The sequence below is a fragment of the Corynebacterium sp. BD556 genome (assembly GCF_038452275.1).
In the GTDB taxonomy this organism is placed as follows: domain Bacteria; phylum Actinomycetota; class Actinomycetes; order Mycobacteriales; family Mycobacteriaceae; genus Corynebacterium; species Corynebacterium mayonis.
Map to the genome: position 1 here is coordinate 891,367 of NZ_CP141643.1, position 23,028 is coordinate 914,394.

20 protein-coding genes are annotated in these 23,028 nt (G+C 60.3%); 11 read left to right on the forward strand and 9 right to left on the reverse strand.

From position 1 onward, the window contains the following. Position 1: 1 nt before the first annotated feature. On the forward strand, positions 2-1,189 hold the full coding sequence (locus VLL26_RS04245; protein WP_342319868.1) for an HRDC domain-containing protein: 1,188 nt from the start codon (positions 2-4) through the stop codon (positions 1,187-1,189). Here the strand turns inward: VLL26_RS04245 and dxs are convergent. The 4 genes from dxs to dut form a co-directional block, all read right to left on the reverse strand. Then, complete coding sequence (gene dxs / locus VLL26_RS04250) at positions 1,186-3,117, reverse strand: 1-deoxy-D-xylulose-5-phosphate synthase (protein ID WP_342319869.1); 1,932 nt, start codon at positions 3,115-3,117, stop codon at positions 1,186-1,188. The genes VLL26_RS04245 and dxs overlap by 4 nt on opposite strands. A gap of 137 nt (positions 3,118-3,254) precedes the next feature. Continuing rightward, a complete protein-coding gene (locus VLL26_RS04255) occupies positions 3,255-4,496 on the reverse strand; it encodes a class I SAM-dependent RNA methyltransferase (protein WP_342319870.1) in 1,242 nt (413 codons plus the stop codon). 4 nt (positions 4,497-4,500) lie between these two features. After that, complete coding sequence (locus VLL26_RS04260; protein WP_342319871.1) at positions 4,501-5,397, reverse strand: DUF3710 domain-containing protein; 897 nt, start codon at positions 5,395-5,397, stop codon at positions 4,501-4,503. Between the two features lie 97 nt (positions 5,398-5,494). Beyond that, positions 5,495-5,962, reverse strand: coding sequence for a dUTP diphosphatase (gene dut / locus VLL26_RS04265; protein ID WP_342319872.1), 468 nt, complete (start codon positions 5,960-5,962; stop codon positions 5,495-5,497). 161 nt (positions 5,963-6,123) lie between these two features. On the opposite strand from dut, the gene VLL26_RS04270 reads away from it, so the two are divergent. Further along, positions 6,124-6,618 (forward strand): DUF3093 domain-containing protein, encoded by a 495-nt coding sequence (locus VLL26_RS04270; protein WP_342319873.1) that lies wholly within the window; start codon positions 6,124-6,126, stop codon positions 6,616-6,618. 27 nt (positions 6,619-6,645) lie between these two features. Here VLL26_RS04270 and VLL26_RS04275 read toward each other — a convergent pair whose 3' ends face one another. After that, complete coding sequence (locus tag VLL26_RS04275; protein ID WP_342319874.1) at positions 6,646-6,939, reverse strand: DUF4193 domain-containing protein; 294 nt, start codon at positions 6,937-6,939, stop codon at positions 6,646-6,648. A gap of 166 nt (positions 6,940-7,105) precedes the next feature. After that, complete coding sequence (locus tag VLL26_RS04280; protein ID WP_342319875.1) at positions 7,106-7,984, reverse strand: inositol monophosphatase family protein; 879 nt, start codon at positions 7,982-7,984, stop codon at positions 7,106-7,108. A 72-nt stretch (positions 7,985-8,056) separates the two neighbouring features. Here VLL26_RS04280 and ppgK point away from each other — a divergent pair, with 72 nt between their 5' ends. Continuing rightward, the gene (gene ppgK / locus VLL26_RS04285; RefSeq protein WP_342319876.1) at positions 8,057-8,839 is read left to right on the forward strand and encodes a polyphosphate--glucose phosphotransferase; all 783 of its coding nucleotides are present in this window, start codon (positions 8,057-8,059) and stop codon (positions 8,837-8,839) included. A gap of 263 nt (positions 8,840-9,102) precedes the next feature. Further along, complete coding sequence (locus tag VLL26_RS04290) at positions 9,103-10,620, forward strand: RNA polymerase sigma factor (protein ID WP_342319877.1); 1,518 nt, start codon at positions 9,103-9,105, stop codon at positions 10,618-10,620. 43 nt (positions 10,621-10,663) lie between these two features. On the opposite strand, the gene VLL26_RS04295 is transcribed toward VLL26_RS04290, so the two are convergent. Further along, the gene (locus VLL26_RS04295; protein ID WP_425292300.1) at positions 10,664-12,358 is read right to left on the reverse strand and encodes a DEAD/DEAH box helicase; all 1,695 of its coding nucleotides are present in this window, start codon (positions 12,356-12,358) and stop codon (positions 10,664-10,666) included. A gap of 59 nt (positions 12,359-12,417) precedes the next feature. Continuing rightward, entirely contained in the window at positions 12,418-12,672 is a 255-nt protein-coding gene (locus VLL26_RS04300) for a DUF3039 domain-containing protein (RefSeq protein ID WP_342320145.1), read from the reverse strand. 62 nt (positions 12,673-12,734) lie between these two features. Between VLL26_RS04300 and VLL26_RS04305 the strand changes: the two genes are divergently transcribed. The 5 genes from VLL26_RS04305 to VLL26_RS04325 all read left to right on the forward strand — a co-directional run bounded on the left by VLL26_RS04305 (position 12,735) and on the right by VLL26_RS04325 (position 17,258). Continuing rightward, complete coding sequence (locus tag VLL26_RS04305) at positions 12,735-13,250, forward strand: DUF3099 domain-containing protein (RefSeq protein ID WP_342319879.1); 516 nt, start codon at positions 12,735-12,737, stop codon at positions 13,248-13,250. A 74-nt stretch (positions 13,251-13,324) separates the two neighbouring features. Beyond that, positions 13,325-14,875, forward strand: coding sequence for a DUF7059 domain-containing protein (locus VLL26_RS04310; protein WP_342319880.1), 1,551 nt, complete (start codon positions 13,325-13,327; stop codon positions 14,873-14,875). Beyond that, positions 14,872-15,306 carry a D-aminoacyl-tRNA deacylase gene (dtd, locus tag VLL26_RS04315; protein WP_342319881.1) on the forward strand — a complete coding sequence of 145 codons (435 nt, stop codon included), beginning with the start codon at positions 14,872-14,874 and terminating at the stop codon, positions 15,304-15,306. The genes VLL26_RS04310 and dtd overlap by 4 nt, the downstream gene beginning before the upstream one ends. Positions 15,307-15,392: 86 nt before the next feature. Continuing rightward, positions 15,393-16,388 carry a sigma-70 family RNA polymerase sigma factor gene (locus VLL26_RS04320; RefSeq protein WP_342319882.1) on the forward strand — a complete coding sequence of 332 codons (996 nt, stop codon included), beginning with the start codon at positions 15,393-15,395 and terminating at the stop codon, positions 16,386-16,388. 180 nt (positions 16,389-16,568) lie between these two features. After that, positions 16,569-17,258, forward strand: a complete 690-nt coding sequence (locus VLL26_RS04325) for a metal-dependent transcriptional regulator (protein ID WP_342319883.1) — start codon at positions 16,569-16,571, stop codon at positions 17,256-17,258. A 606-nt stretch (positions 17,259-17,864) separates the two neighbouring features. Here the strand turns inward: VLL26_RS04325 and VLL26_RS04330 are convergent. Continuing rightward, the gene (locus VLL26_RS04330; protein WP_342319884.1) at positions 17,865-18,971 is read right to left on the reverse strand and encodes a DUF4192 domain-containing protein; all 1,107 of its coding nucleotides are present in this window, start codon (positions 18,969-18,971) and stop codon (positions 17,865-17,867) included. Positions 18,972-19,331: 360 nt separating this feature from the next. Between VLL26_RS04330 and VLL26_RS04335 the strand changes: the two genes are divergently transcribed. Both VLL26_RS04335 and VLL26_RS04340 read left to right on the forward strand, forming a co-directional pair. Next, positions 19,332-20,426 carry a PAC2 family protein gene (locus VLL26_RS04335; RefSeq protein WP_342319885.1) on the forward strand — a complete coding sequence of 365 codons (1,095 nt, stop codon included), beginning with the start codon at positions 19,332-19,334 and terminating at the stop codon, positions 20,424-20,426. Positions 20,427-20,434: 8 nt separating this feature from the next. Then, entirely contained in the window at positions 20,435-23,008 is a 2,574-nt protein-coding gene (locus VLL26_RS04340) for a DEAD/DEAH box helicase (protein ID WP_425292289.1), read from the forward strand. Positions 23,009-23,028 lie beyond the last annotated feature (20 nt).

A 23,028-nucleotide genomic window follows, 5' to 3' on the forward strand; every position in this document is an offset into this window, starting at 1 on the left:
CGTGCAGGTACATTCCGGCTTCGAGCTTATCGACGACCCACGTGGTTTTGAGCGTGCCGCGGAGTCTCTTTCACGCGGCCTCGGCCCCTTTGCCATCGACACCGAGCGCGCCTCTACTTTCCGCTACGACGACCGGGCTTTTTTGGTCCAAGTTCACCGCCGCTACGCGGGAACCTACCTTCTTGCGCCCGAGGGCCACCGCGATGCCTTCCGTCGGATTCTCGGCCCAGTTATAGGCGGCGAAGATTGGATTCTCCACGCTGCTGGCGAGGACTTAGCCAGCCTGGCAGAACTTGAGCTGCAACCTGCCTCACTTTTTGACACCGAATTAGCAGCCCGACTCGCCGGCTTTGATAAGCCGAATTTGGCCGCCATGGTTGAACACTTCGTGGGTGTCGCTTTGAAGAAGGGCTACGGGCGCGAAGATTGGTCACGCTCGCCTTTGCCGTTGGAGTGGCAACGCTACGCCGCCGAGGACGTCCTTTACCTCCACCCTCTTGCAGAGGCCCTGTCGGAGTATCTCGATCAGCGCGGAAAGCTGGATTGGGCCACCGAGGAGTTCGCCCACGCGGTGGCCACTGCTAGCCCACCCGAGCCGAAAACGTGGCGGGATGTCAAGGGCATCGCTACGTTGAAAAAGCCCTCCCAGTTGCAGGTGGCTCAAGCCCTGTGGCACGAACGTGACCGGTTGGCACGCTCCTTAGACACAGCCCCTTCTTCGATCCTGCCGAACAAGGTGCTTGTCGACATCGCCCGTGCCACGCCGACATCTTCAACAAGCATCGCCTCCGTCAAGGGTTTTCCCCGGCACCGCCGCCGGGCGGCCGTGACATGGTCCGCAGTCGTGCGCGAAGCACTCGCCACAGACGCCTCCGCGTGGCCCGCACAGGCGGCAGATGAGCCTACCACCATCCCTGAGAAAAACGCCTGGAAACACCAAGCTCCCTGGGAGTGGGAGGTACTCCAAAGCGTGCGTGAGAAAGTTGCTGAGCGAGCCGTCGACGTCGACGTGCTCGCCGCAACCCTGCTGTCTCCCGCACTGCTGCGCGAGGCCGTGTGGGCTTGGGCTCAGGGCAATCTAGCGCCACGAACACATGAGGTAGCTGTCTTTCTCGCCGCGCGCGGGGCGCGCCCCTGGCAAGTCGCCGCGACAGCACCAGTTATCGCGAGTGTGCTGTGCTGTCCTTAATGTGTGTCGTCTGCCGCCGCAAGCGCCGTGGCCCATTCACGCACCGAGTCCGTCGCTGAATCGGCGTCCAGGCCGTACTCCTCTAGCAACTCATCGCGTGAGGCGTGGGCGGGGAAGATATCCGGGAAAGCCAGGTGACGCACAGGAGTGTCGATCTGCGCGGCCGACAGCGCCTCCGCTATGACAGAACCCACACCCGCCCTAATAATGCCATCTTCGTAGACCACGATCATGTCGGCCTTTGCCGCCACTTCCATTAAGTCCGGATGGACTGGCACGACCCAACGCGGATCGATGACGGTCACGCGCAGCCCCTCAGCGTTGAGGCGGCTGGCAACTTCGACGGCACTCTCAGCGAAGGTTCCGACGGCAACAATCACTGCCTCGAACTCATCCGAATCCGCCGACTCATCGGGGCGAAAGAGGACGTCAGCTCCTCCCGGAAGACGCTCAACGGCGTCAATATCGGCCGCGGCGGTGCCCTTCGGGAAACGAACAATGGTGGGGCCGTCGTCGACAGCTATGGCTTCGCGGAACTCCTCACGCAAACGCTGCGGATCACGCGGCGCTGCGATGCGAATACCCGGCACGATAGAGGTCAGGGCCATGTCCCAAACACCATTGTGGCTCGCCCCGTCCGAACCCGTCACACCAGCGCGATCCAGCACCAGTGTGACCGGCTGCTTAATCAGGGCCACGTCCATAAGAAGCTGGTCGAAGGCACGGTTGAGAAAGGTGGAGTACACCGCGACCACCGGGTGCAGCCCACCCAACGCCATGCCCGCTGCAGAAGTTACCGCGTGCTGCTCAGCGATGCCGACATCAAAAAAACGCTCCGGGAACTTCTCGGCGAAAGGAGCCAGCCCAGTCGGTCCGGCCATGGCAGCGGTGATGGCCACAATGTCATCGCGTGTGTGGGCGGCGGCGAGGATCTCCTCTGTGAAAACAGCAGTCCAGCCGGGTGCGGACTTGTTCAATGACTTGCCGGTGACGGGATTGATCACCCCAGTGGAGTGCATTTGGTCAGCAATATCGTTAACTGCCGGCGCAAAGCCATGACCCTTTTCCGTCACAACGTGCAAAATGATCGGGCCGTCGTAGACCTTCGCGTAATTCATGGCATGAGTAAGCGCCTTCAAGTCGTGCCCCTCGATGGGTCCGACGTATTTCATCCCCAGTTCCGGAAACATCTCCGTGGGCACAACCTGAGCTTTCACACCCTCCTTCAGCGCGTGCAACGCCTCGAAGGTGCGCTCGCCGACCCAGCCCATAGACTTCAGGGTCTTCTTGCCGGACTCCATGACCTCGTCATAGCCCGGCTGCATACGAATCGCCGCCAATTGGTCGCGCAGGCGGGTGAGGTTTTTGGCTAGCCCACCGATCGTTGGAGAGTAGGACCTGCCGTTGTCGTTGACCACGATCACAACATTGCGGTCGCCGTCGGCGATGTTGTTGAGCGCCTCCCAGCACATTCCACCGGTCAAAGCGCCGTCGCCGACCACGGCAACGACGTTTTCATCACCCCTGCCGTTGAGTCGGCGCGCCTTGGACAGCCCGTCCGCGTAGGACAGGGCCGCGGAAGCATGAGAGGATTCTGTCCAGTCGTGCTCGCTTTCATCGCGACAGGTGTAGCCCGACAAGCCGCCCTTTTTGCGCAGGGTGTCGAAATCCCCGGCCCGCCCAGTCAAAATTTTGTGCACATAGGACTGGTGAGAGGTGTCGAAGATGATCGGTTCGCGCGGCGAGTTAAACACACTGTGCAGCGCAATAGTCAGCTCGACGACACCCAGGTTGGGGCCCAAGTGACCCCCCGTGGCAGAAACCTTCTCGATGAGCAGGACACGGATTTCATCGGCCAGCTCGCCCAGCTCCCCCAGGGAGAGAGCCTTGAGGTCCGCTGGCGACGCAATCGTATCAAGCAGTCCCATCAGTACTTCCGCACTCCTTCACGCGTTCAGCACTCGGGGTTCACCCCAAGCCGGGCTTACACCCGCGATTCTTCCCAGCAAGTTTACACTCCACCGCCCCTAGCGGTGCTTCGCCCAACCGACGAAATGATCTTGGCCTAGCGCGGTTCCAGCAGGGCTATCGTTTCAAAATGGTGGGTGCCGGGAAAGGCGTCGATAAGCTCCATAGCCTTCACCGCATAGGAATGTTCCCCCCAAAACGACAGGTCGCGAGAGAAGGTTGCTGGGTCGCAACCAACGTGGACGACTTTGTTGGGTCTGCGGTGGGCAGTTTTACCGATGACCTCTTTGCCTGCGCCCGAGCGCGGCGGGTCGAGGACAACTAGCGCAGGATCGGCGAAGTTGTCGAAACCGACCTCCACTTTTTGGTTATGTCGGCGTACATCGAAGCCATCAAGGCTCGGTTGGGGTGTAGCCGCCGTCGGCGAATAATCCACCGAATCAACATGCCCGCCCCCCGTTGCCTGCGAGATCGCGGGAACGAACACCCCAACACCGCCGTAGAGGTCCCACCCAACACGCCGCGAATCATTGGTCGCTCCCCACTTTTCGACGACTGCCGTGTAATGCTCCGGTGCCGCGCAATGCGCCTGCCAAAACGCCGTCGCAGGGAAAACAAACTCGTAAACCCCCACTCGCTGAACCACCGAGCCGCGACCTTCAACGACCGTGTCGATGCGCTCGACGCGACGGCCCCTTTGGGCGCGAGTCGTTTCCACCACGTGGCGTTCAGAATTACTGTCAAGCACGACAACCACCTCTGCACCCGGAGTAAAGCGACGCGCATGAGCCCCGACAATGCCGTCGAAAATCCCCTCAACAACCTGGCTGCAGTGCACACCCGGGAGAACCTCGGTGCAACGAGCCCGGCGCAGACCCGCGCGGCCCGACCCATCCACGCCAAGCCGCACACGGGTACGCCACCCACGCACCGGGTCTAACTCTTTGACAGCTAAATCGGCGGCAGGGTCGAATGAATCGAGCACGCCCGAACGATTCGCCAACGCACCCAACTGACCACGCAAAACATCGGCTTTCAGTCCAAGTTGAGCCTCCGGACGGATATGGCTGTAATCGCAGCATCCAGCACCCGCAGCCGCAGCCGGACAGGAAACGGGTTGACGAAGTGGAGAAGGGACAGTGATCCTTGTCAGCGACGCCCTGGCCCACCTCTTTTTGGCGCGGGTAACTTCCGCCTCGACAACATCGCCTACCACCGTGTCCGCGATGAAAACGACGCGACCATCAGGTGCGCGGCCAAGACCCTCACCGCCGTGGGCCATGGCGGTAATCTCAATGTCTTCGAGCACCACGCCGCCCGGCAGAGAAGAAGTGGACATGTTTCTACAGGTTCTTTTGCTCAGGATTTGTCGGGTCGTCCGTCTGCTTTTTCGGTTGAATCTCCATCAGCTTCTGAAGCGCCTCCTGCAGCGCGGCGGGAGTGCCGCTAAGGGGTGACCCACCTTCTTGCTGGGATTGCTGAGCCTGCCGCTGCGCGTCGCGCTGCGCCACGGCCTCCTGCACCTGCGTCGCTAACTGCTGCGGCAAAACCACCGGCAGGGAGTTGCCAGCCAGAATCGGTTCGGTGCCGCGATAGACGAAGGTGCGGGCAATGATCTCGTGGCCGAGAGCCGTCAAGTCATCTTCCTTACCCGAAGGCGCCGCTAAAGTAAGGCGATAGAGCCAGCGCGGACCCTCCACACCGATAATGCGGATAACCCCGTGATTGCCTTGGCCGACAACCTCGCGGCCCCAAGGACCAGTCTCGAAAGTTACTGGCATGCCCTCCTCGCGCATCCCTTCCGCAATTTCTTCCGAGGAAGTCTCCCACATCCCGCCGGTGCGTGGGGATGCGAAGGCCACCGGGGTAGCGCGCCCGTGCGGGGTGACAATATGGACCATCTTGGGGCCCGCCTCACCCATCTCTACCTGTACCTGGGATTTCTTCGGCAGTGGGATGCGCATCGAGCTTAAGTCGAGGGTGACTTGAGAGAAATCCGAGAAGTCAAAGTCTTCAATCCGGACAGAGTCGCCGTCGAAAGGTCCTGTGGTCCCACCAATGGAGTCATGCTCGATGACCACCGGGTCTGCGGTTTCATTCGCAGGCTGCGCGGACTTGTCTCCGCCGCCAGCTTCGGTCCCCTGCGCATCTAGTGTCTCACCGCTAGTCGCGGAAGCACGTCCGGATTCTGCCGGTTTGCTGTCGTTCTTTTTGCTCTGTCCGAAGGGCCACCAGGCCATAGTTCCCAACCTTCTCTCAAGTGTTTTCCTGCCGTCTTTTCTTCTCTATTGTTCCATCGACACCGAAAGACGCACGGCGTCGGGCCTGTTAGCACTCTCAGTGCGTGCCGGTCGAGCCGTAGCCTCCGGTTCCGCGCTGCGTCTCATCAAGCTCGTCAACTTCGATGAAGTCGGGTAGTTCGACCTTTTGAACCACCAATTGGGCAATGCGCATTCCGCGCGTCACCTCGAAGGACTCGACCGGGTCGGTGTTGAGCAAGCATACTTTCAGCTCGCCTCGGTATTGCGCATCCACCGTGCCGGGAGTGTTGAGCACGGTAATGCCGTGCTTCGCTGCAAGACCGGAACGGGGATGAATCAGCCCCACAGTGCCATACGGCAGTGCAAGTGCAATACCAGTGCCCACCAACGCCCGCTCACCGGGCTGTAAAGTGCGGTTCTCGGCCGCATACAGGTCAGCGCCCGCGTCGCCCGGATGCGCCCGGTGAGGCATCGGCAGGTCGGGGTCGAGCCGCTTGAGCGCCACGTGCGTAACCGGAGCATTTAAAGCTGTGTTGTCTTTCATCACCCCACAAGCCTACGTCAGTGTGGAAGCGCTCAATCGTTGAAGCCGCACAGGCTCCGTTAAAGTGAGAACAAAACGCTTTTTCAGAGGCGGGCGGAAGTAAGGTCCGTGATGCGAACACCTTACTCTAGATTCTAGATTTAGGACGCAAAGAGGCGAGAGTGAAACAGGCAGAAACATCCTCAGCTCAGGTGCTGTACCGGGAGCGCCAGTGGGTACCGTGGTACATGTGGTTCGCTGGCGCGGCCCTGACCTTGCTGTTGGCAGGCCAGTTTGCCTTAAACCGCAACATGTGGTGGTTTTTCGTCCCGCTTTTTGCAGTGGGCGCTTTAATCACTTGGTTTATGTTTTGGCTGTCGCGCACTACGGTTGAAGTCGAGGTCGATGCCAATGGGGAGCGCTGGCTGCTTGTCAACGACGCCAGCCTGCCTGCCTCCGTTGTGTCCCGCTCGATGAGTGTGCCAGCGTCCGCCCGCCAAAACGCGCTCGGGCGCCAACTCGACCCGGCGGCGTTTTTGGTCTCACATGGTTGGGTAAAAGAGCACACCCTTTTGGTCCTTGACGATCCGGAGGATCCAACCCCCTACTGGCTCATCGCGTCGCGTGACCCCGATGCCCTGTTGCGTGCATTTTTACCAAAGCAGCACCCAGCGTAGGGTGTCTCGGCCCAACCTGTCGAAAAATTACTCGCAGTCGAGGCAAATCTTGGAGCCATCCGGCTGCGTGTAGGCCAACCGTGTTCGCTTTTGCACCAAAAAGCACGAGGCGCAGGTGAACTCATCTTCTTGGCGCGGCACAACAGTGACGTTGAGCTCCTCTCCCGACAGGTCTTGCGTGGGAATGTCGAAGGGCTCGACGATCTCGCCGTCATCGTCCATGCTGCTGCCAGCAACCTCGGCAGCCTTTAGTCCCTCGAGCGAATCAGTTTCGAGCTCGTCGTCCATGCGACGGCGTGGAGCATCGTAATCGGTAGCCATCTACTTCTCCTTCGAACGGGTTCTGCTGTCATCGCGGCCGCCTCGCTGCCCGCGAAAACCGGCCCGTTTTCCACTCTGTCCTGCGGAATACTAAAGCATCCCGCTAACCCTGTCATCTTTGCTGGCCGGAGGGGGTATTGCGTGCTTGAGGCTCAAGGACTTAAGCCTAACCGGTGTAGGTGTGTTCGTCGGAGTCATCGAGGGAATTGAACGCACCTGCTGCACCGAGGATGTCACGCAAAGGCTCAGCAACACCTGGCGCGGCGGCAAAGACAACATCGCTGCCTGCCCGCGCGCCGATCGGTGGGTGTTGCACGAGCGCTCCTGCTTCCCTGGCGATGAGCGCGCCCGCCGCCCAATCCCAGGGGTGGGTGCCGTGCTCGTAGTAGGCATCGACCCTGCCCGCTGCTACAGCGCACAGGTCCAAGGCCGCGGACCCAGCCCGTCGAATGTCGCGTACCTGCGGTAAAACCGTGGAAAGTATGGTCGCCTGGCGGGCGCGCCAGGCAGAGGAGTAGGAAAAACCGGTGGCGATTAAGGCGTGGGCAGGAGTGTCGGCGGCGGAGGCGCGAAGTTCAGTGGTGCGACCTGAAACCTCAAGCCAGGCACCAAACCCGCGAGCCGCCGAGTAGGTCTCTCCGGTGGCGACGTTTCGCACTGCCCCAGCAACAAGTTCACCGTCGACCGCCACACCCACTGAGACCGCGTAAGAGGGAATGCCGTAGATGAAGTTGACCGTGCCGTCGATTGGGTCGATGATCCACTCCACGCCCGTCGACGATGCACTGTTGGCACCTTCCTCCCCCACCAAGCCATCACCGGGGCGGTGCGCTTTTAGCCGTCTGGTGATCAGTTCTTCCGCCGCTTTATCTACCTCCGTAACCGGGTCGACCTCGCTGGATTTGGTTTCGGTTTTCAGTCCGCTGCCTGCCGTGTCGGCTTCAGCTCGCTTGCGGGTGATCAGCGCGGCGGCCTCTGTGACAAGTTCGATGGCTGTATCTCGCAGGTGCTGCGGTTCTGGAGCGTTATGTGCAGATAAAGTCATGGCCCCATAGTGCCCCACCGCGGCTGGGCTTTGCCTGCGTGAACGCTAACGACCTTTTGTATGCTTTTGCCCATGACTGCACTCACCTCTGAAACCTTCGGTTCCGACGCGTACTCCTTCGGCGTCGACGTGGGCGGATCAGGCATCAAAGGCGCTGTGGTGGACTTGTCCACCGGCGAGTTCGTCGGTGAGCGGATGAAGGTCACCACTCCCCAACCTGCCACCCCACAGGCGGTGGCCGCGGTCATCGCCGAGGTTGTGCAGCGCGCCGAGTGGGCTGGCCCAGTTGGGGTGGCGTTGCCGTCGGTTATCAAGGGGCGCAGCGCCCTGACTGCGGCGAACATTGACCAGGAGTGGATCGGCACAAACGTCTACGAGCTTCTACGCACCAATCTGGGCGATCGCGACTACGCTGTGCTCAACGACGCGGATGCCGCGGGCCTTGCCGAGGTCGCTTTCGGCGATCCACAGACCAGGCAAGGCAGCGTGGTCTTTCTCACTTTCGGCACCGGCATCGGCTCTGCTTTGCTTGTCGACGGCACCCTATTTCCCAACACCGAACTCGGGCACATGGTCATCGGCGGGCGCGAGGCGGAGCACTTTGCTTCTTCTGCCGTTCGCGAGCGGGAAGACTTGAGTTACAAAGTCTGGGCTTCGCGTGTGAGCACGGTGATCAAGGAATACGAACGCCTGCTCAACCCCACCGCTTTCGTCGTTGGCGGTGGCATTTCCCGCAAGGCCGACAAGTGGGTGCCACTTCTCGAGGTCAACGCGGACGTCTTTCCTGCCCGGTTGCGCAACCGGGCGGGCATCGTGGGAGCGGCGATGGCGGCGCGCGATCACGTCAACCCGTAGGCGTCGAAAAGCGTGCCAACATTACCTAACGTGTCGTCGCGGCGCACAATCCTGTACGGTGGTGCGACGAAATTAGAAAAGCTCCAGCAGATGCAAAAGGTTCAACGGCGGCCAGCCTTCCCCGGCCACTGCATTCCGGTAGGGAATGGACAAACCGCCGCGACCGTTAAACATGTCGGTCATGAAATTGCAAACCCTGTTGCGTACTCTTAATGGTCTAAGAGTGCGGAAACCATAGTGACCGACGAGGCGAAAGGGCGTACGTGGCAACCAGCGAGAATTCCGGGACGAAAACCGTCGACAGTTCAACGACAGTCGAGGGAGGCGATTCCGCATCTGACGGCGCCAAAGCACCAGCCGGAGGCACCGCCGCCAAGAAAACGGCTCGCAAAAGCGCCAAGAAGACCGTCAAGAAGGCAGTGAAGAAGACCGCCAAGAAGGCAGTGAAGAAGACCGCCAAGAAAGCAGCGAAGAAGACTGCCAAGAAGACGGTTAAGAAGACTGCGAAAAAGACGGTCAAGAAGGCTGCGAAAAAGACCACCGCCAAAAAGGCGACAGCGAAACACCCCGATGCCGCTGCGGGTGGCGACGATGAGGAAACTCTCGCCGTTATCGACGCCCAAGGCATCGACGAAGCAGACGATGTCGAAGATTTCGATCCCCTTCTCGGCGAAGAAGACGACGATGATTTCGCCAACGAAGACGAAATTGAAGACGAAAAGCTCGACGAAGACGAAGATTCCGAAGACGACGAAGAAGAAGACGCCGACGACGGATCCTCCGTCTGGGACATCGAGGAATCCGCGGCGCTGCGCCAAGCCCGCAAAGACGCTCAACTCACCGCCTCAGCGGACTCCGTGCGCGCCTACCTGAAGCAGATCGGCAAGGTTGCGCTTCTTGATGCCGAACAGGAAGTCTCTTTGGCCAAGCGCATTGAAGCAGGACTATATGCGCAGCACCGCCTCGACGAGATGGCTCGTGCTGCCGAGGAAGGCGACAAAGACGCCAAACTCACCCCGGCCGTCAAGCGCGACCTGCGGGCCGTGGCCCGCGATGGTCGCAAAGCGAAAAACCACCTGCTGGAGGCCAACCTGCGCCTCGTTGTGTCTTTAGCGAAGCGCTATACCGGCCGTGGCATGGCCTTCCTCGACCTCATTCAGGAAGGCAACCTCGGCCTGATCCGCGCTGTGGAGAAGTTTGACTACTCCAAGGGATACAAGTTCTCCACCTACGCCACCTGGTGGATCCGCCAGGCCATCACCCGTGCCATGGCGGATCAGGCCCGCACCATCCGCATACCGGTCCACATGGTGGAAGTCATCAACAAATTGGGCCGCATACAGCGCGAGCTGCTTCAGGACCTAGGCCGCGAACCGACGCCCATCGAACTGGCCAAAGAAATGGACATTACCGAGGAAAAGGTCCTCGAGATTCAGCAGTACGCCCGCGAGCCGATCTCCCTCGACCAAACTATCGGCGACGAAGGCGACAGCCAGCTCGGCGACTTCATTGAGGACTCCGAGGCGGTCGTCGCTGTTGACGCCGTGTCCTTTACTCTGCTGCAAGACCAACTTCAAGACGTTTTGCACACGCTGTCCGAGCGTGAAGCTGGCGTGGTCCGCTTACGCTTTGGCCTCACCGACGGCATGCCGCGCACCCTCGACGAGATCGGCCAAGTCTACGGTGTCACCCGTGAACGCATTCGCCAGATCGAGTCGAAGACCATGTCCAAACTGCGCCACCCCTCGCGTTCCCAAGTTCTGCGCGACTACCTGGACTAAAACCCCACCTCCACACCTACGGGGCGTTTAAGAGCAATACTTGCTACCAACTGCGCAGGTACTCGATCCTCTCACGCAGTTGCTCGGCACTGCACAAGGCGGTAGGTGGCCCGCCGCAGGCCTTTCGCACCTCGGTGTGGATCGCCCCGTGGGGCCGACCTGTCTTGCCGGCGACGATCGACACGCGGGTGTTGAGCTCGCGGCGCAAGTCCCCAATCTCGTCGACCGCCACCTTCGAGCCGCCCTCGGCCTGGGAGGCGGGTTTCGGCTGGATCCTCGTGCCCAAAATTGCCGCTTTTTCTTTCGCGGCGCGCTCCGCGGCCTTTTGAGCCTTTAGTTCCGCCTCGCGAGCATCCAGTTGATCACTTTGGCGTTTTTGCAACAAGGTGCGCACCTGCTCGGGGTCCAAAAGCCCCGGTAACCCCAAAAAGTCCTGTTCCTCAACAGAACCCGCCGTGGTGGCGGTGCCGTAGGTGGAGCCATCGAAAATCAACGAATCAAGCTCGGCGGAAGCGCCGATAGTCTCGTAACCCGCAAGTTCATCAGGCTCGTTGTGCTGCCGGTTCGCCTGCGCCAAAAGCTCGTCGGACCAGCCCGACTCGCGGTGCGGCTTGCCAAGTACGTGATCGCGCGAGAGCTCCATTTCCTCCGCGAGGCGAAGCAGAACCGGCACCGAAGGCAAAAACACCGAGGCAGACTCCCCGGTGCGGCGCAGGCGCACGAAACGCCCGATCGCCTGGGCGAAAAACAGAGGGGTCGAGGCCGATGTGGCGTAAACACCAACGGCAAGGCGGGGCACATCGACGCCCTCCGAAACCATGCGCACGGCAACCATCCACTCGTTGTCCGAAGCTGAAAACTCGTCGATGCGCTCAGAGGCTCCAGCTTCGTCGGACAAAACCACCGTCACCGGTGTGGAACTGATCTTTTCCAAAAGGCGCGCATAGGCGCGGGCAGTGGTCTTGTTGGTCGCAATAACCAAACCTCCTGCATCCGGAATATGGGCGCGTAATTTGAGCAGGCGGGTGTGCGCCGCCTGAAGCACTGCGGCAATCCAGTCGCCTTTCGGATCTAAAGCAGTTTTCCAAGCGCGCGCTGTTTGCTCGGGGCTAAGCGGCTCGCCGAGACGCGCCGAGTACTCCTCGCCCGCCGAGTCCTTCCACTGGGCCTCCCCCGAGTACGCGAGGAAGACGACAGGGCGCACGACGCCGTCGGCAAGCGCGTGCGAATAGCCGTAGGTGTAGTCGGCTTGGCTAATCAGGTGGCCCTCGCCGTCTTCCTCGTAGCGCACGAAGGGAATGGCGGAATCGTCAGAGCGAAACGGGGTACCGGTCAAGGCAAGGCGATGCTCAACGTCGTCGTAGGCCTCGCGCACGCCGTCGCCCCAACTTTTCGCATCACCCGCGTGGTGGATCTCGTCCAAAATCGCCAACGTGCGCCTCGCCGAAGCCACCGCGCGGTGTTTGAAGGGGTGCATGCCCACCTGCGCATAGGTGACCACTATGCCGTCGAAGGCAGGATTGACGGCCGAGGAATTACTAAAGGCAGAGTCAAGGGACAACCCGAAACGCTTCGCCGCATCCGACCACTGGTGCTTCAAATGCTCCGTCGGCACGACGACGATGATGCGCTGGACCGTGCGGGAATCAACAAGCGCACGCGCCAGCGTGAGAGCGAAGGTCGTCTTACCGGCACCCGGGGTTGCCACTGCGAGAAAGTCGCGCGGTTTCGAGGCCATAAACGAATCAAAGGCCTCCTGCTGCCAAGTACGCAGCGAAGGCCCGACGGTGGGCTGGTTCACTTCCGCCGCAGCCCCTTGTAAATCCGCTCACAATCGGCGCACACAGGAGAACCTGGCTTGGCCTGCTTTTTCACTGGAAACGTCTCCCCGCATAGGGCAACGACCATCTTCCCTGAGATCGCCGAATCGACGATCTGATCCTTCTTCACGTAGTGGAAAAACTTCGGGGTCCCGTCGTCATTGGTTGACGAGGTATCCTCCCGCAGATCAGTGCGCTCCAAGGTTTTAGTCGTCGTATTCACGTCCCCCATCATGCCCCAATTCGGGCGAGATTTTAAGTCGGTGCGCTCCCAACGGGCTACCCTCGTGCAACATGAGCACACCATCTGAGCCGTTTGAGCCCACCAACGGCGATTTAGGCACGGTCGATGCCCAGCCGGTCGATGCCCAGCCGGGGGACAAAGACGGGGCCAGCTCATCTCCCAGCTCACCTCGGGGCCGAAAGTTTCGCCTGCGACGGCGACACACAGAGCTCATCACCGACGCAACACGTTCCCCGGAGCTAAACATCCGCAGCCGCGAACGTGTTTACATGGTGCTTCAGCTTCTGCGTTTGCCCTTCATCCTCTTGTCCATACTGTTTGCGTGGGTGTGGGCAAACTGGTGGCTGGCAGGGATCCTGTTTGTGGTGTCGGTGCCGCTGCCCTGGGTCGCGGTGATGATCGGCAACGGACAAGGCGAAAAGCGCGATCCCCGCACGCGCAACGTCTACAAGCCGGCGGTGGCGCGCGAACACACGCGCCTGGAAATGCAGCGCCGCCGCGAGCTTGAGTCGGGCGGCGCGGGCTCGCGGCGGGCCTTGCCCACTATCATCGAGCACGACGACTAACTCACCGCCCCGTTGACGGCCCCGCCGCTTGCTTGCCCGCGGCGCGGCCACAGATAATGCAAAAAAGGGATCCCGTGACTGCTGAGAATTTCACCGCAACCTACACCCAGCTCGCGCACGCTTTGCGGGAAGCGGGTTTTACTTCCGAGGCTATCTCCGCCCACCTTGGCCCTCAGGCGAGCGAAGCGCTCTACCGGGGCGAACCAGGCGCAGTCTTTGCGGCCTGCCGGGACGATTCGACGTTGTCGCGTCTGATTCGTTTTTTCCTCTTGCGCGAACCGATGCTCGGTGAGGTTGTCGCCAGCGTGTTGTCTTCTCGCCTGGTGCTTTCGCTTCTCGACGTTTCCCTTATCCAACGTCTGCCCTCCGGGGACCTTCAAGTTGCCTATGATGTGCGCCCTCACGTCATCGCTGGGCAAAACCGGCTGATCTTGTCGGACCTCGACGCTTCGACGACCCAGCGCACTTTAGGGGCTGACCATGTCCTCGGGGTGGGTGCGGCTTCTCTGTCTTTGTTGAGTGCTTCACCGTGCACCCCCACGGGCACAGTGCTGGATCTCGGCACGGGTTCAGGAGTGCAGGCGATTGCCCAGTCTGGCTGCGCCGACCATGTGGTGGCCACCGATATCCATCCCCGGGCTTTAGCACTTGCCGCCGCGAATTTGGCCTCCCACTGCATCACTAATGTCGAACTACGGGAAGGTTCCTGGTTTGAGCCCGTGTCCGGCGAGAAATTTGACCGAATAGTGGCCAACCCTCCATTCGTGGTGGGCGTAGGCCAAATCGACCACGTTTACCGCGACTCAGGTTTGGATTTGGACGCAGCGAGCGAGCTTGTTGTCTCCTCAGTGCCAAAACATTTGGCGCCCGGTGCGACAGCCCACGTACTCGGCGCCTGGGTTCACACCGTCGACGGTTCCTGGCAGCAGCGCGTTTCCTCGTGGCTCCCAGCGCGGGGCATTTCCGCCTGGGTGTTGCAGCGTGACGTGGTGGATCCGGAGATGTACGTAGCTACGTGGCTCAAAGACGAGTCGATTGATCCGCGCTCGCGCGAGGGCATTGACAAGACGCAGCGGTGGCTGGAGCATTTCCGCAACAACAACGTCCACGCGATTGGTGTTGGGTGGATCTTCCTGCGCGAGATCGGCGATGCCACCACGGAGGTCACTGCGGAAGATCTCACTCACCCCTTTAGCGATCCACTAGCCCCGGAGGTTTCGGAGTTTTTCGAACGCATGGCGTGGCTGCGGGATTCTTCGCCGGAGTCGATCCTCGACTCGCGTTTTTTGCTTCGCCCAACTGTCGCAGTGGAGGAGGTTAGTGTTGCCGACAGCGAAACTGGAATGGGATTTACCCGCAAGGTTGTCCGTTTGACCCGCATGGACGGTCCCCGGTGGACCCACGAGGTAGATTCAGGTCTTTTGTCGCTGTTGTCTGGCTTGCACCCTCAGGGCCTTGCCCTGCGTGATGTCGTTGAGCTTTGGACGATGTCGCAGGAAGGCCGCGAGCATGCCGACGCCACCGGCGACGATGCCAGCGTCGCCGAATCAGCAGTCGCGGCGATTGTTGATCTTGTTCGCCACGGCCTCGTCATCCCGGCAGATATCGCGGAGCTTGTCGCATGAAAGCAGTTTTAACCCGAGTATCTAGCGCATCCGTCACCGTCGACGGCGAGGTTGTGGGAGCCATTGATTGCCCCGACACCGGCGGCATCTTGGCCTTGGTGGGGGTCGGCCGCGACGATTCCGACACCGCTTGGCAAACCGTTGCACGCAAAATTGCCGAGCTTCGCATCCTCGACGGGGAGCTATCCGTGTTGGATACCGGCGCACCTGTTTTACTGGTCAGCCAGTTCACGCTGATGGGGGCCACCGCGAAAGGTCGCCGTCCTTCCTGGTCGCAGGCCGCTTCCGGGGCTGAGGCGGAACCGGTGATAGACAAAATCGCCGCCGATTTACGCGGGCGCGGCATTGTGGTGCAACAGGGGCGCTTCGGCGCGATGATGCGGGTCCACAGCGTCAACGAAGGCCCTTTCACCGTCCTCGTGGAAGCTTAAAAACCCCGTCTCAACAGGGCGGGAACAATGTGGGACGCTGGGGCGTTGTGGCATTAGAGGCACATCGGCATAGGAGGCACGCTTACATGACCCAAGCGGATCTGGCACAGGCAGCCGGCAACGAGGAGGCGGTCGACCAAGGCAGTCGCCGCAACCAGACGAACGACAATCCCTCCGCGGATCTCGTTCGTGTTTATCTCAATGGCATCGGCAAAACGGCGCTGCTGAGTGCCGAGGAGGAAGTTGAGCTAGCTCAACAGATCGAAGTTGGTCTTTACGCCCAACACCTTCTTGATGATCCGGACATTAAACTTACCCGTGCCCGTAAGCGCGACTACAAAATTTTAGCCAAACAAGGCCGCAAGGCCCGCGCCCACCTCCTGGAGGCGAACCTGCGTCTGGTGGTTTCGTTGGCGAAGCGCTACACCGGCCGCGGCATGCCGTTGCTCGACCTGATTCAGGAAGGCAACCTTGGGCTCATCCGTGCAATGGAGAAGTTCGATTACGCCAAAGGTTTCAAGTTCTCCACCTACGCAACCTGGTGGATCCGTCAGGCGATTACCCGCGGAATGGCAGACCAGTCGCGCACTATCCGCCTGCCCGTCCACCTTGTTGAGCAGGTAAACAAGCTCTCGCGCATCCGCCGCGAAATGTACCAATCCCTCGGCCGCGAACCCACGAACGAGGAGCTGTCGGAGGAATCCGGCATCGAGGAGAGCAAAATTGAGATGTTGTTGCGCCAGTCCCGCGACCCGGTGAGCTTGGACATGCCGGTGGGTGCGGACGAGGAGGCTCCCCTGGGAGACTTCATTGAGGATGCTGAGGCCACGGACGCGGAGGATGCGGTTGTCTCCACCCTGCGCCATGACGACATTCAGGACATCATTAACGGGCTTGAGCGGCGGGAGCAGGACGTGATCCGCCTGCGCTACGGCCTCGACGACGGTGTGCCCCGCACCCTCGACCAGATTGGGCGCGAATTTGGTTTGTCGCGTGAGCGTGTGCGCCAAATTGAGCGCGAGGTAATGGCCAAGTTGCGCGTCGGCGAGCGCGCCGACCGTCTTCGTGACTACGCGCTTTAAAAATAGTTCCCTCTCCGGGCGTCGCGTTTGGGCCCATACAGCGGGCCCAAAACACGGCCTCCGTTTTCCACCTCGAGTACGATAGGCTGTGCCTTTTCTTAAGTTTCGTTTGATTGGCCCCGCTCGGAAGGCACGCCTTATCTTTCGGGCCCGGCGGTTTTACAGGTAAGGATGACCCGCGTGCGTGATCTTGTAGACACAACTGAGATGTATCTCCGGACCGTGTATGAACTGGAGGAAGAAGGAATTGTGCCGCTTCGCGCCAGAATCGCGGAGAGGCTGGATCAGTCGGGGCCGACGGTGTCGCAGACTGTAGCCCGCATGGAACGTGCCGGACTTATCGTCGTCGAAGAAGACCGCTCACTATCTTTGACCGAAGCTGGCCGCGAACGCGCTACCGCCGTGATGCGCAAGCACAGACTCGCTGAGCGCCTTTTGACCGACATTCTTCAGCTCGACTTAGACCAAGTCCATGACGAGGCGTGCCGCTGGGAACACGTCATGAGTGAGGACGTAGAAAAGCGCCTTGTCGCCGTACTCGATGACCCGACCCGCTCCCCTTTCGGCAACCCAATTCCTGCGCTCGACCTTCTCGGAGTCACCGGCGCCGTCGAGCTAAATCAAGGTGTGCGCTCCTGCGACATTGACTTAAGCGAGCCGGTTGAGGTGACTGTGGTGCAGATGAGCGAGATTTTGCAGCTCGACCGCGCTCAATTCGGCGCCCTTAACAACGCAGGAGTCGGCGCCGGGACCACCGTGACCCTCCACGCCGGCGACAACGAAGGCGATATCGACCTTCACACCCAGGCCGGCACCACCGTCACCGTACGCGCAGAGCTCACCCACGCGCTGCGTGTCGATGTGAAGTAGTTGTCATCTTTTGCCCCTTTCTCAACATAAAGGCAGCACGTGGAGCTATTCCACGGGCTGCCCGCACGCCCCAACTGCTTGTTTCTCAGCAGTGCGAACTTGATCGTGCCAGCTCCTCGGAGTCCGCGCGCCACGTCAACGGCACCGTCGCGGCCCAGGTGGGCGATCTAAAGCGTTGGGGTGCCACAAAAGCCAGCGAGTCGCTCGCGGATCAACGCCGCGACATCAACCGAGACGGCGGCGCGTTTTATAGCATCCATGCCCACATATGCTTGCGCAATAGCCGTTTCTTAGCCCGGTGCCTACTGGGCGTGAAGTAGCCCTCGGCGTGAAGTAGCCCTCGGCGTGGCTGGAAGTGCCCGGCGGTTTTCCCCCACAGCTTCATGCTTGGTCTGTGGCACATGAGTGTTGTACACACCCATGATGTGCCCCTCACAGCCCTTAAGGGGGCGGCGAAGCTGCAAAAAGACTTCCCCATCAGCACCGGCCGCACCTTTTTGCACAAGGAGGCCACGTGCTGGACGGCTTCAACCAACTGGAGTTTCAGCTTTCACGACACACGCACGGGCTCCGCGCGGCGAGCTCGACTAACTTTCCCAGCTGCACTTAGTTCAGGTCAGCCCATACGTCCAGGGGGGCGACACGCACAAACTCAAGGAACTCTTTTGCTTTTCCCGAGTGGATGAGCGTAACGAGCATTTCCGAAAGAGTGTGCCCGGCTACCTCCTCCTGAGCACAAACAAGCGCCGCGACCGCCCATGTTGTCAGCCCCCTGTCCGCCGCGATGATGGCCCACAAGCACAATGAATTGGCCCGGATAAGCCCTGTGTAGGTTTTCGCAATGCCGAGAAAAAGCCGCGCCGCAGTCAAAGGCGCGTGCAAGGCGTCGTGCATGAGGGCGTCGCGAAGCAAGCTTCTGGAAAGCAGAGTCGCTAGCTGGAAAAGCTCATCTTCCTCGCCCCTGAGCGCTCCGCGCTGCGTTTGATCCCACGGGCTGAGAATTGGCCGCGGTTGACCAGAGTGCAAAAGAGCACAAACGTCCTCGACGACCTGCTTGAGATCTCTGTCACCGCCTTTGATTCGCCTCCACATTTCGCTGGCGCGCATCTGCGCTAAGTTTTGCAGCCAGTTTTGGTTTTCGGCTTCTTCCTCGTTTGCGGGATCCAGCCGGTCGAAAAAGCGAAACGTGTCTTCTCGCTCCAGTTCAGGAAGCGCCCCATTTTCATGCAACGGCCTCATCGCCGGAGAAGCCATGACGGAAGACACAGTTCCGCCAATCCATTCCTGTCTCCACGCCGGCGGGATCACTCCCACCTCAGAGCCGAAAATGACCTTGTAGGGCGTGCCGGTGGAGATCTCGGAGACGTGCCAGCAGGCGTTGATAAGGGGCACAGCGCACGTTCGCCCAGCTTCGTAAAGCGCGTCTATCGCCTGAGTAGCTAAAAGTGAGTCGGGGATTTTGGTGATTACCACCGCGAAGAAAAAGACACAGTCCCCCAGAGGCAAAAGATGGATGTCTGCGCACAGGTTGGCGGCGTGGGAAAGATCCACACGCAACACCGGCCCCAAGACAACCCGCGAAGAATCTTCAGTGGGGCACAACCCCAGCAGCACCACTGACTCTTGCGGATAGAATCCAAGAATCCCCGGCAAAGATGCAATAATTTCCGATGGTCCGGTCAAATTGTCATGAGTGTCATAGTTTGTATCCATACCTGAGTTGGACTTTTGGCTCTCCAGCGTGGTTCCCTAGCAGGTGGCTTCACAAACCCTCACACGGATGCATTCCCCGTCAATTCTGTGGATAAAGCACGCTAGTCCACAGGCCAGACACACCCCAGTGGCGGCACCGGAGAAAGCACGGCAAAATGAGAGTTTTCCGGTGGGAATGTTTAGGGCTCACACCCCGTTGAACGGGATACATATTCATCGCCTTCCTTCAGGTGCGCGCATGGCCGCCCGCGTCGGATCCGCACCTTGCGCCCAGACTCAGGCACAGTGGGAAGGTGCGCGGCTGATCCCGCGCGCCGTGGGGAAAGCTCCCCGCGGGACGAGTTTTTCGGAGGTTGAGACATGTCGCAGCACGATCGACACATGTACGAATTGGAGTACCCAACTCCCAACGTGCGCAGGAGTGGTTCGACAGGCCCTTGCCTCATCGTCGCTATGCAGGGCTACGCCGACGCAGGCCACGCTGTGGAGTCCGCAGCCGACCATCTGAAAATCGCCCTCGAATCCCATCCTGTGGCAACCTTCAGTAACGACGAGCTGATCGACTACCGCTCCCGCCGCCCGACGGTGACCATGGCCGAACACGAAATCACGAAGATGGATTCGCTGCAGTTGGACATCCGCGTGCTGCGCGACACCAATGGCACTCCCTTCCTGTTACTCTCCGGCCCAGAGCCTGATCTGCGGTGGGAAGCTTTTAGCGACGCAGTCGCTGATCTTGTGGAGCGGTTCGACGTGGAGAAAACCATTTGTCTCTACGCGGCGCCAATGGGAGCGCCCCACACCCGCCCCCTGGTTGTTTCCGCTCACGGCAACGACCCAAGCCTCGTCGGCCAAATGTACACCTTCGACGGAATGCTTTCGGTGCCGGGCTCGGCCGCAATCATGATCGAGCGCAAGCTGCACGACAGGGGCCGGTCGGTGGCCGGTTTCACCGCCCACGTGCCTCATTACGTAGCGGCCTCGCCCTACCCGCAGGCGACATACCAACTGCTGCAGTCGATTTCCGACGCCACCTCACTCGGTTTTCCTTTGCGGGCACTGGAAGCAGACATGCGCCGCGTCGCGGAGCAGCTCAGAGAGCAAACTGCTTCCTCCGAAGAAATCTCGCACGTCGTCTCTGCACTTGAGCAGCATTACGACCGGGAGATGGAGCAGTATCGGGAGCGTCATCCCAACGCCATGATGCCCGGCGAGGCGCAAACCCCCTCCGGTGAGGAAATCGGCGAAGCCTTCGAGAACTTCCTTGCCGCGATCGAAGACCGTGACAGGGACCGGGGCCGCACGAAGCCCGACTCTCGGAGCCTGCCTTACGACGAATCGACGAGCGAGCGTCTCAGCCGCCACTACGACATCGGCAGCGACGTGGAACCTGCTTCTGAAGATTCCGAGTCTCAAGGTTTTGACGCCGAAGATTCCGACACAAGCGAGGATTAGCGCCGGGCATGTCGGGGGTCTTCGCTACGGTAGGTAGCGTGACTCTCGCCGCTTTGCTCCCTGACCTCGACGACGTCCCCGAAAGCCTCTTTGATGAGGTTGTGTGGGACACTTTCACCGCGTGGACCGCACAGCGCGGTATATCGCTGTACCCGGCGCAGGAGGAAGCCTCGCTGGCGCTTTTGACGGGTGACAACGTCATCCTCGCCACGCCGACGGGATCGGGAAAGTCGATGGTGGCAAACGCCGCCCACTTCTTCGCCCTGGCGCGCGGGCAGCGTTCCTTTTACACCGCCCCCATTAAGGCGCTGGTTAGCGAGAAGTTCTTTGCCCTGTGTGAGATTTTCGGGGCGGAAAACGTCGGCATGATGACGGGTGATGCCACAGTTAACGGTAACGCGCCCATCATTGCGGCGACCGCTGAGATTGTGGCTAACATTGCCCTGCGTGAGGGCCGTAATTCTTCGGTCGATCAGGTGGTGATGGACGAGTTCCACTACTATTCCGAGCCCGACCGTGGGTGGGCGTGGCAAGTGCCCCTATTGGAGCTGCCGAAGGCACAGTTTTTGCTGATGTCCGCCACGCTGGGTGACACCGAGTGGCTTGAGGAGGATCTCACTAAGCGCACCGGCAGGAAAACCACGTTTGTTGGCGGGTCCACGCGCCCGGTTCCCCTCGATTTCGAGTATGTCTTCTCCCCTGTGCACGACACCATAGAGCAATTGCTTGCTGATAAAAAGGCCCCGATTTACGTGGTCCATTTCTCTCAACGCGAGGCCAGCGAAAGAGCGCAGGCTTTGACGAGCATCAACATCATCTCCAAAGAGGAAAAGGAGCGCATCGCCGCAGAGATCGGTGATTTCCGCTTCACCACCACCTTCGGGAAAGCTTTGTCTAAGCTTCTTCGCCGCGGCATCGGTGTCCACCACGCAGGTATGCTTCCCAAGTATCGCAGGCTGGTTGAGCGTCTTTCACAGGCAGGTTTGCTGAAGGTCATTTGTGGCACCGACACCCTCGGGGTGGGCATTAATGTTCCCATCCGCACGGTGCTTTTCACTGGGCTGGCCAAGTTTGACGGCAACCGCCAGCGCATCTTGAAGTCCCGGGAGTTTCACCAAATCGCGGGCCGCGCAGGCCGCGCCGGTTACGATACCGAGGGGTTTGTGGTCGTCGAGGCACCCGAGCACGAGATTGAAAACGCCAAGCTGCGCCGCCGGGCCGGCGACGACCCGAAGAAGTTGAAAAAGGTTCGCAAAAAGTCGGCGCGTGACGGGGAGGTTTCCTGGTCGGAGAAGACCTTCCAGCGTTTGACCACCGCCGAGCCGGAGGAGCTGAGCAGCCAGTTCCGTGTGAGTAATTCCATGTTGCTCAACGTGATCGCTCGGCCTGGCGACGGCTACGAGCACATGAAACACCTGCTGCGCACCAACCACGACACCCGCGCCAAGCAAAACCGGGATATTCTCACGGCCGTGGAATTGTTCCGCGGTTTGGTCAACGCTCAGGTCGTCGAACGCACTCCGGATTCGCCGGCTATGCGTCCGTACACGTTGACCAAAGAGCTTGACCGGGACTTCGCTCTCAACCAACCTTTGTCTCCTTTTGCTTTGGCTTTCCTCACGCTGCTTGATCCAGAGTCGTCGACCTACACCCTCGACGTCATTTCCACCTTCGAGGCGATTCTCGACGACCCCCGTCAGATGTTGCAGGCGCAGCAAAGCGCCGCCCGCAGCGAAAAGATCGCCGCGCTGAAGGCTGACGGCGTTGACTACACCGAACGCATGGCTGTTGTTGAGGACATTTCCCACCCAATGCCCCTCCAGGACGAGCTCGAGGAGGCTTTCGAGACTTTTTCCAAGGGCAACCCGTGGGCCCGCGAGTTTGAGTTGCGCCCGAAATCGGTCGTGCGCGACATGATTGAACACGCGATGACCTTCTCGGATGTCATCGCCACTTACGGGTTGGCACGGTCGGAGGGGGTGATTTTGCGCTACCTCACTGATGCGTGGCGTACCCTGTCGCACTCCGTGCCGGATTCTTACCTCAACGAGGAACTTGAGGACATCATTGTTTGGTTGGGTGAGCTCATCCGCCAAGTGGACTCCTCGCTGATTGACGAGTGGGCGCACATGGCAGACGAGAACTCCCCGATCTCACAAGAAGCCCTCGATCGAGAACTCGCTTTCGGGGTGGAGGACCCAACAGCACTGACAGCGAACCGGCGGGCCTTCCGCGTTATGGTGCGCAACTACTTCTTCCGCATGGTGGAACTGTTCGCGTTCGAAAAGGAGGAAGCTTTGGACACCATGCTCCTCTACTTGGAGCCGGCGGATCGACCGGACTGGCCTGCGGCCATGGACGATTACTTCGACGAATACGATGAGCTAGTCACCGGCCCGGATGCCCGCGGCCCGGAGTTCTTCCGCATTAACGACGAGTCTGGGCGCCTGTGGCAGGTCACCCAGATTTTCAAGGACCCGGAGGGTGAGAACTCCTTCCGCTTGGCGGGTGTGGTCGACCTCGACGCCTCCGACGAAGCGGGCGAGGTGCGTTTGAGTTCTTTAGAGATCGTGCAGCGCTAAGCGCCTTTTTCTCTCGCTTC

Coding starts and splice junctions, on each gene's coding strand:
- VLL26_RS04305 (WP_342319879.1), top strand. CDS start 12,735: ATGAGCACACCATCTGAGCCGTTTGAGCCCACCAACGGCGATTTAGGC.
- VLL26_RS04330 (WP_342319884.1), bottom strand. CDS start 18,971: ATGGATACAAACTATGACACTCATGACAATTTGACCGGACCATCGGAA.
- VLL26_RS04340 (WP_425292289.1), top strand. CDS start 20,435: ATGTCGGGGGTCTTCGCTACGGTAGGTAGCGTGACTCTCGCCGCTTTG.
- dxs (WP_342319869.1), bottom strand. CDS start 3,117: ATGGGACTGCTTGATACGATTGCGTCGCCAGCGGACCTCAAGGCTCTC.
- VLL26_RS04260 (WP_342319871.1), bottom strand. CDS start 5,397: ATGGCCTGGTGGCCCTTCGGACAGAGCAAAAAGAACGACAGCAAACCG.
- dtd (WP_342319881.1), top strand. CDS start 14,872: ATGAAAGCAGTTTTAACCCGAGTATCTAGCGCATCCGTCACCGTCGAC.
- VLL26_RS04275 (WP_342319874.1), bottom strand. CDS start 6,939: ATGGCTACCGATTACGATGCTCCACGCCGTCGCATGGACGACGAGCTC.
- VLL26_RS04280 (WP_342319875.1), bottom strand. CDS start 7,984: ATGACTTTATCTGCACATAACGCTCCAGAACCGCAGCACCTGCGAGAT.
- VLL26_RS04295 (WP_425292300.1), bottom strand. CDS start 12,358: ATGGCCTCGAAACCGCGCGACTTTCTCGCAGTGGCAACCCCGGGTGCC.
- ppgK (WP_342319876.1), top strand. CDS start 8,057: ATGACTGCACTCACCTCTGAAACCTTCGGTTCCGACGCGTACTCCTTC.
- dut (WP_342319872.1), bottom strand. CDS start 5,962: ATGAAAGACAACACAGCTTTAAATGCTCCGGTTACGCACGTGGCGCTC.
- VLL26_RS04320 (WP_342319882.1), top strand. CDS start 15,393: ATGACCCAAGCGGATCTGGCACAGGCAGCCGGCAACGAGGAGGCGGTC.
- VLL26_RS04335 (WP_342319885.1), top strand. CDS start 19,332: ATGTCGCAGCACGATCGACACATGTACGAATTGGAGTACCCAACTCCC.
- VLL26_RS04255 (WP_342319870.1), bottom strand. CDS start 4,496: ATGTCCACTTCTTCTCTGCCGGGCGGCGTGGTGCTCGAAGACATTGAG.
- VLL26_RS04300 (WP_342320145.1), bottom strand. CDS start 12,672: ATGGGGGACGTGAATACGACGACTAAAACCTTGGAGCGCACTGATCTG.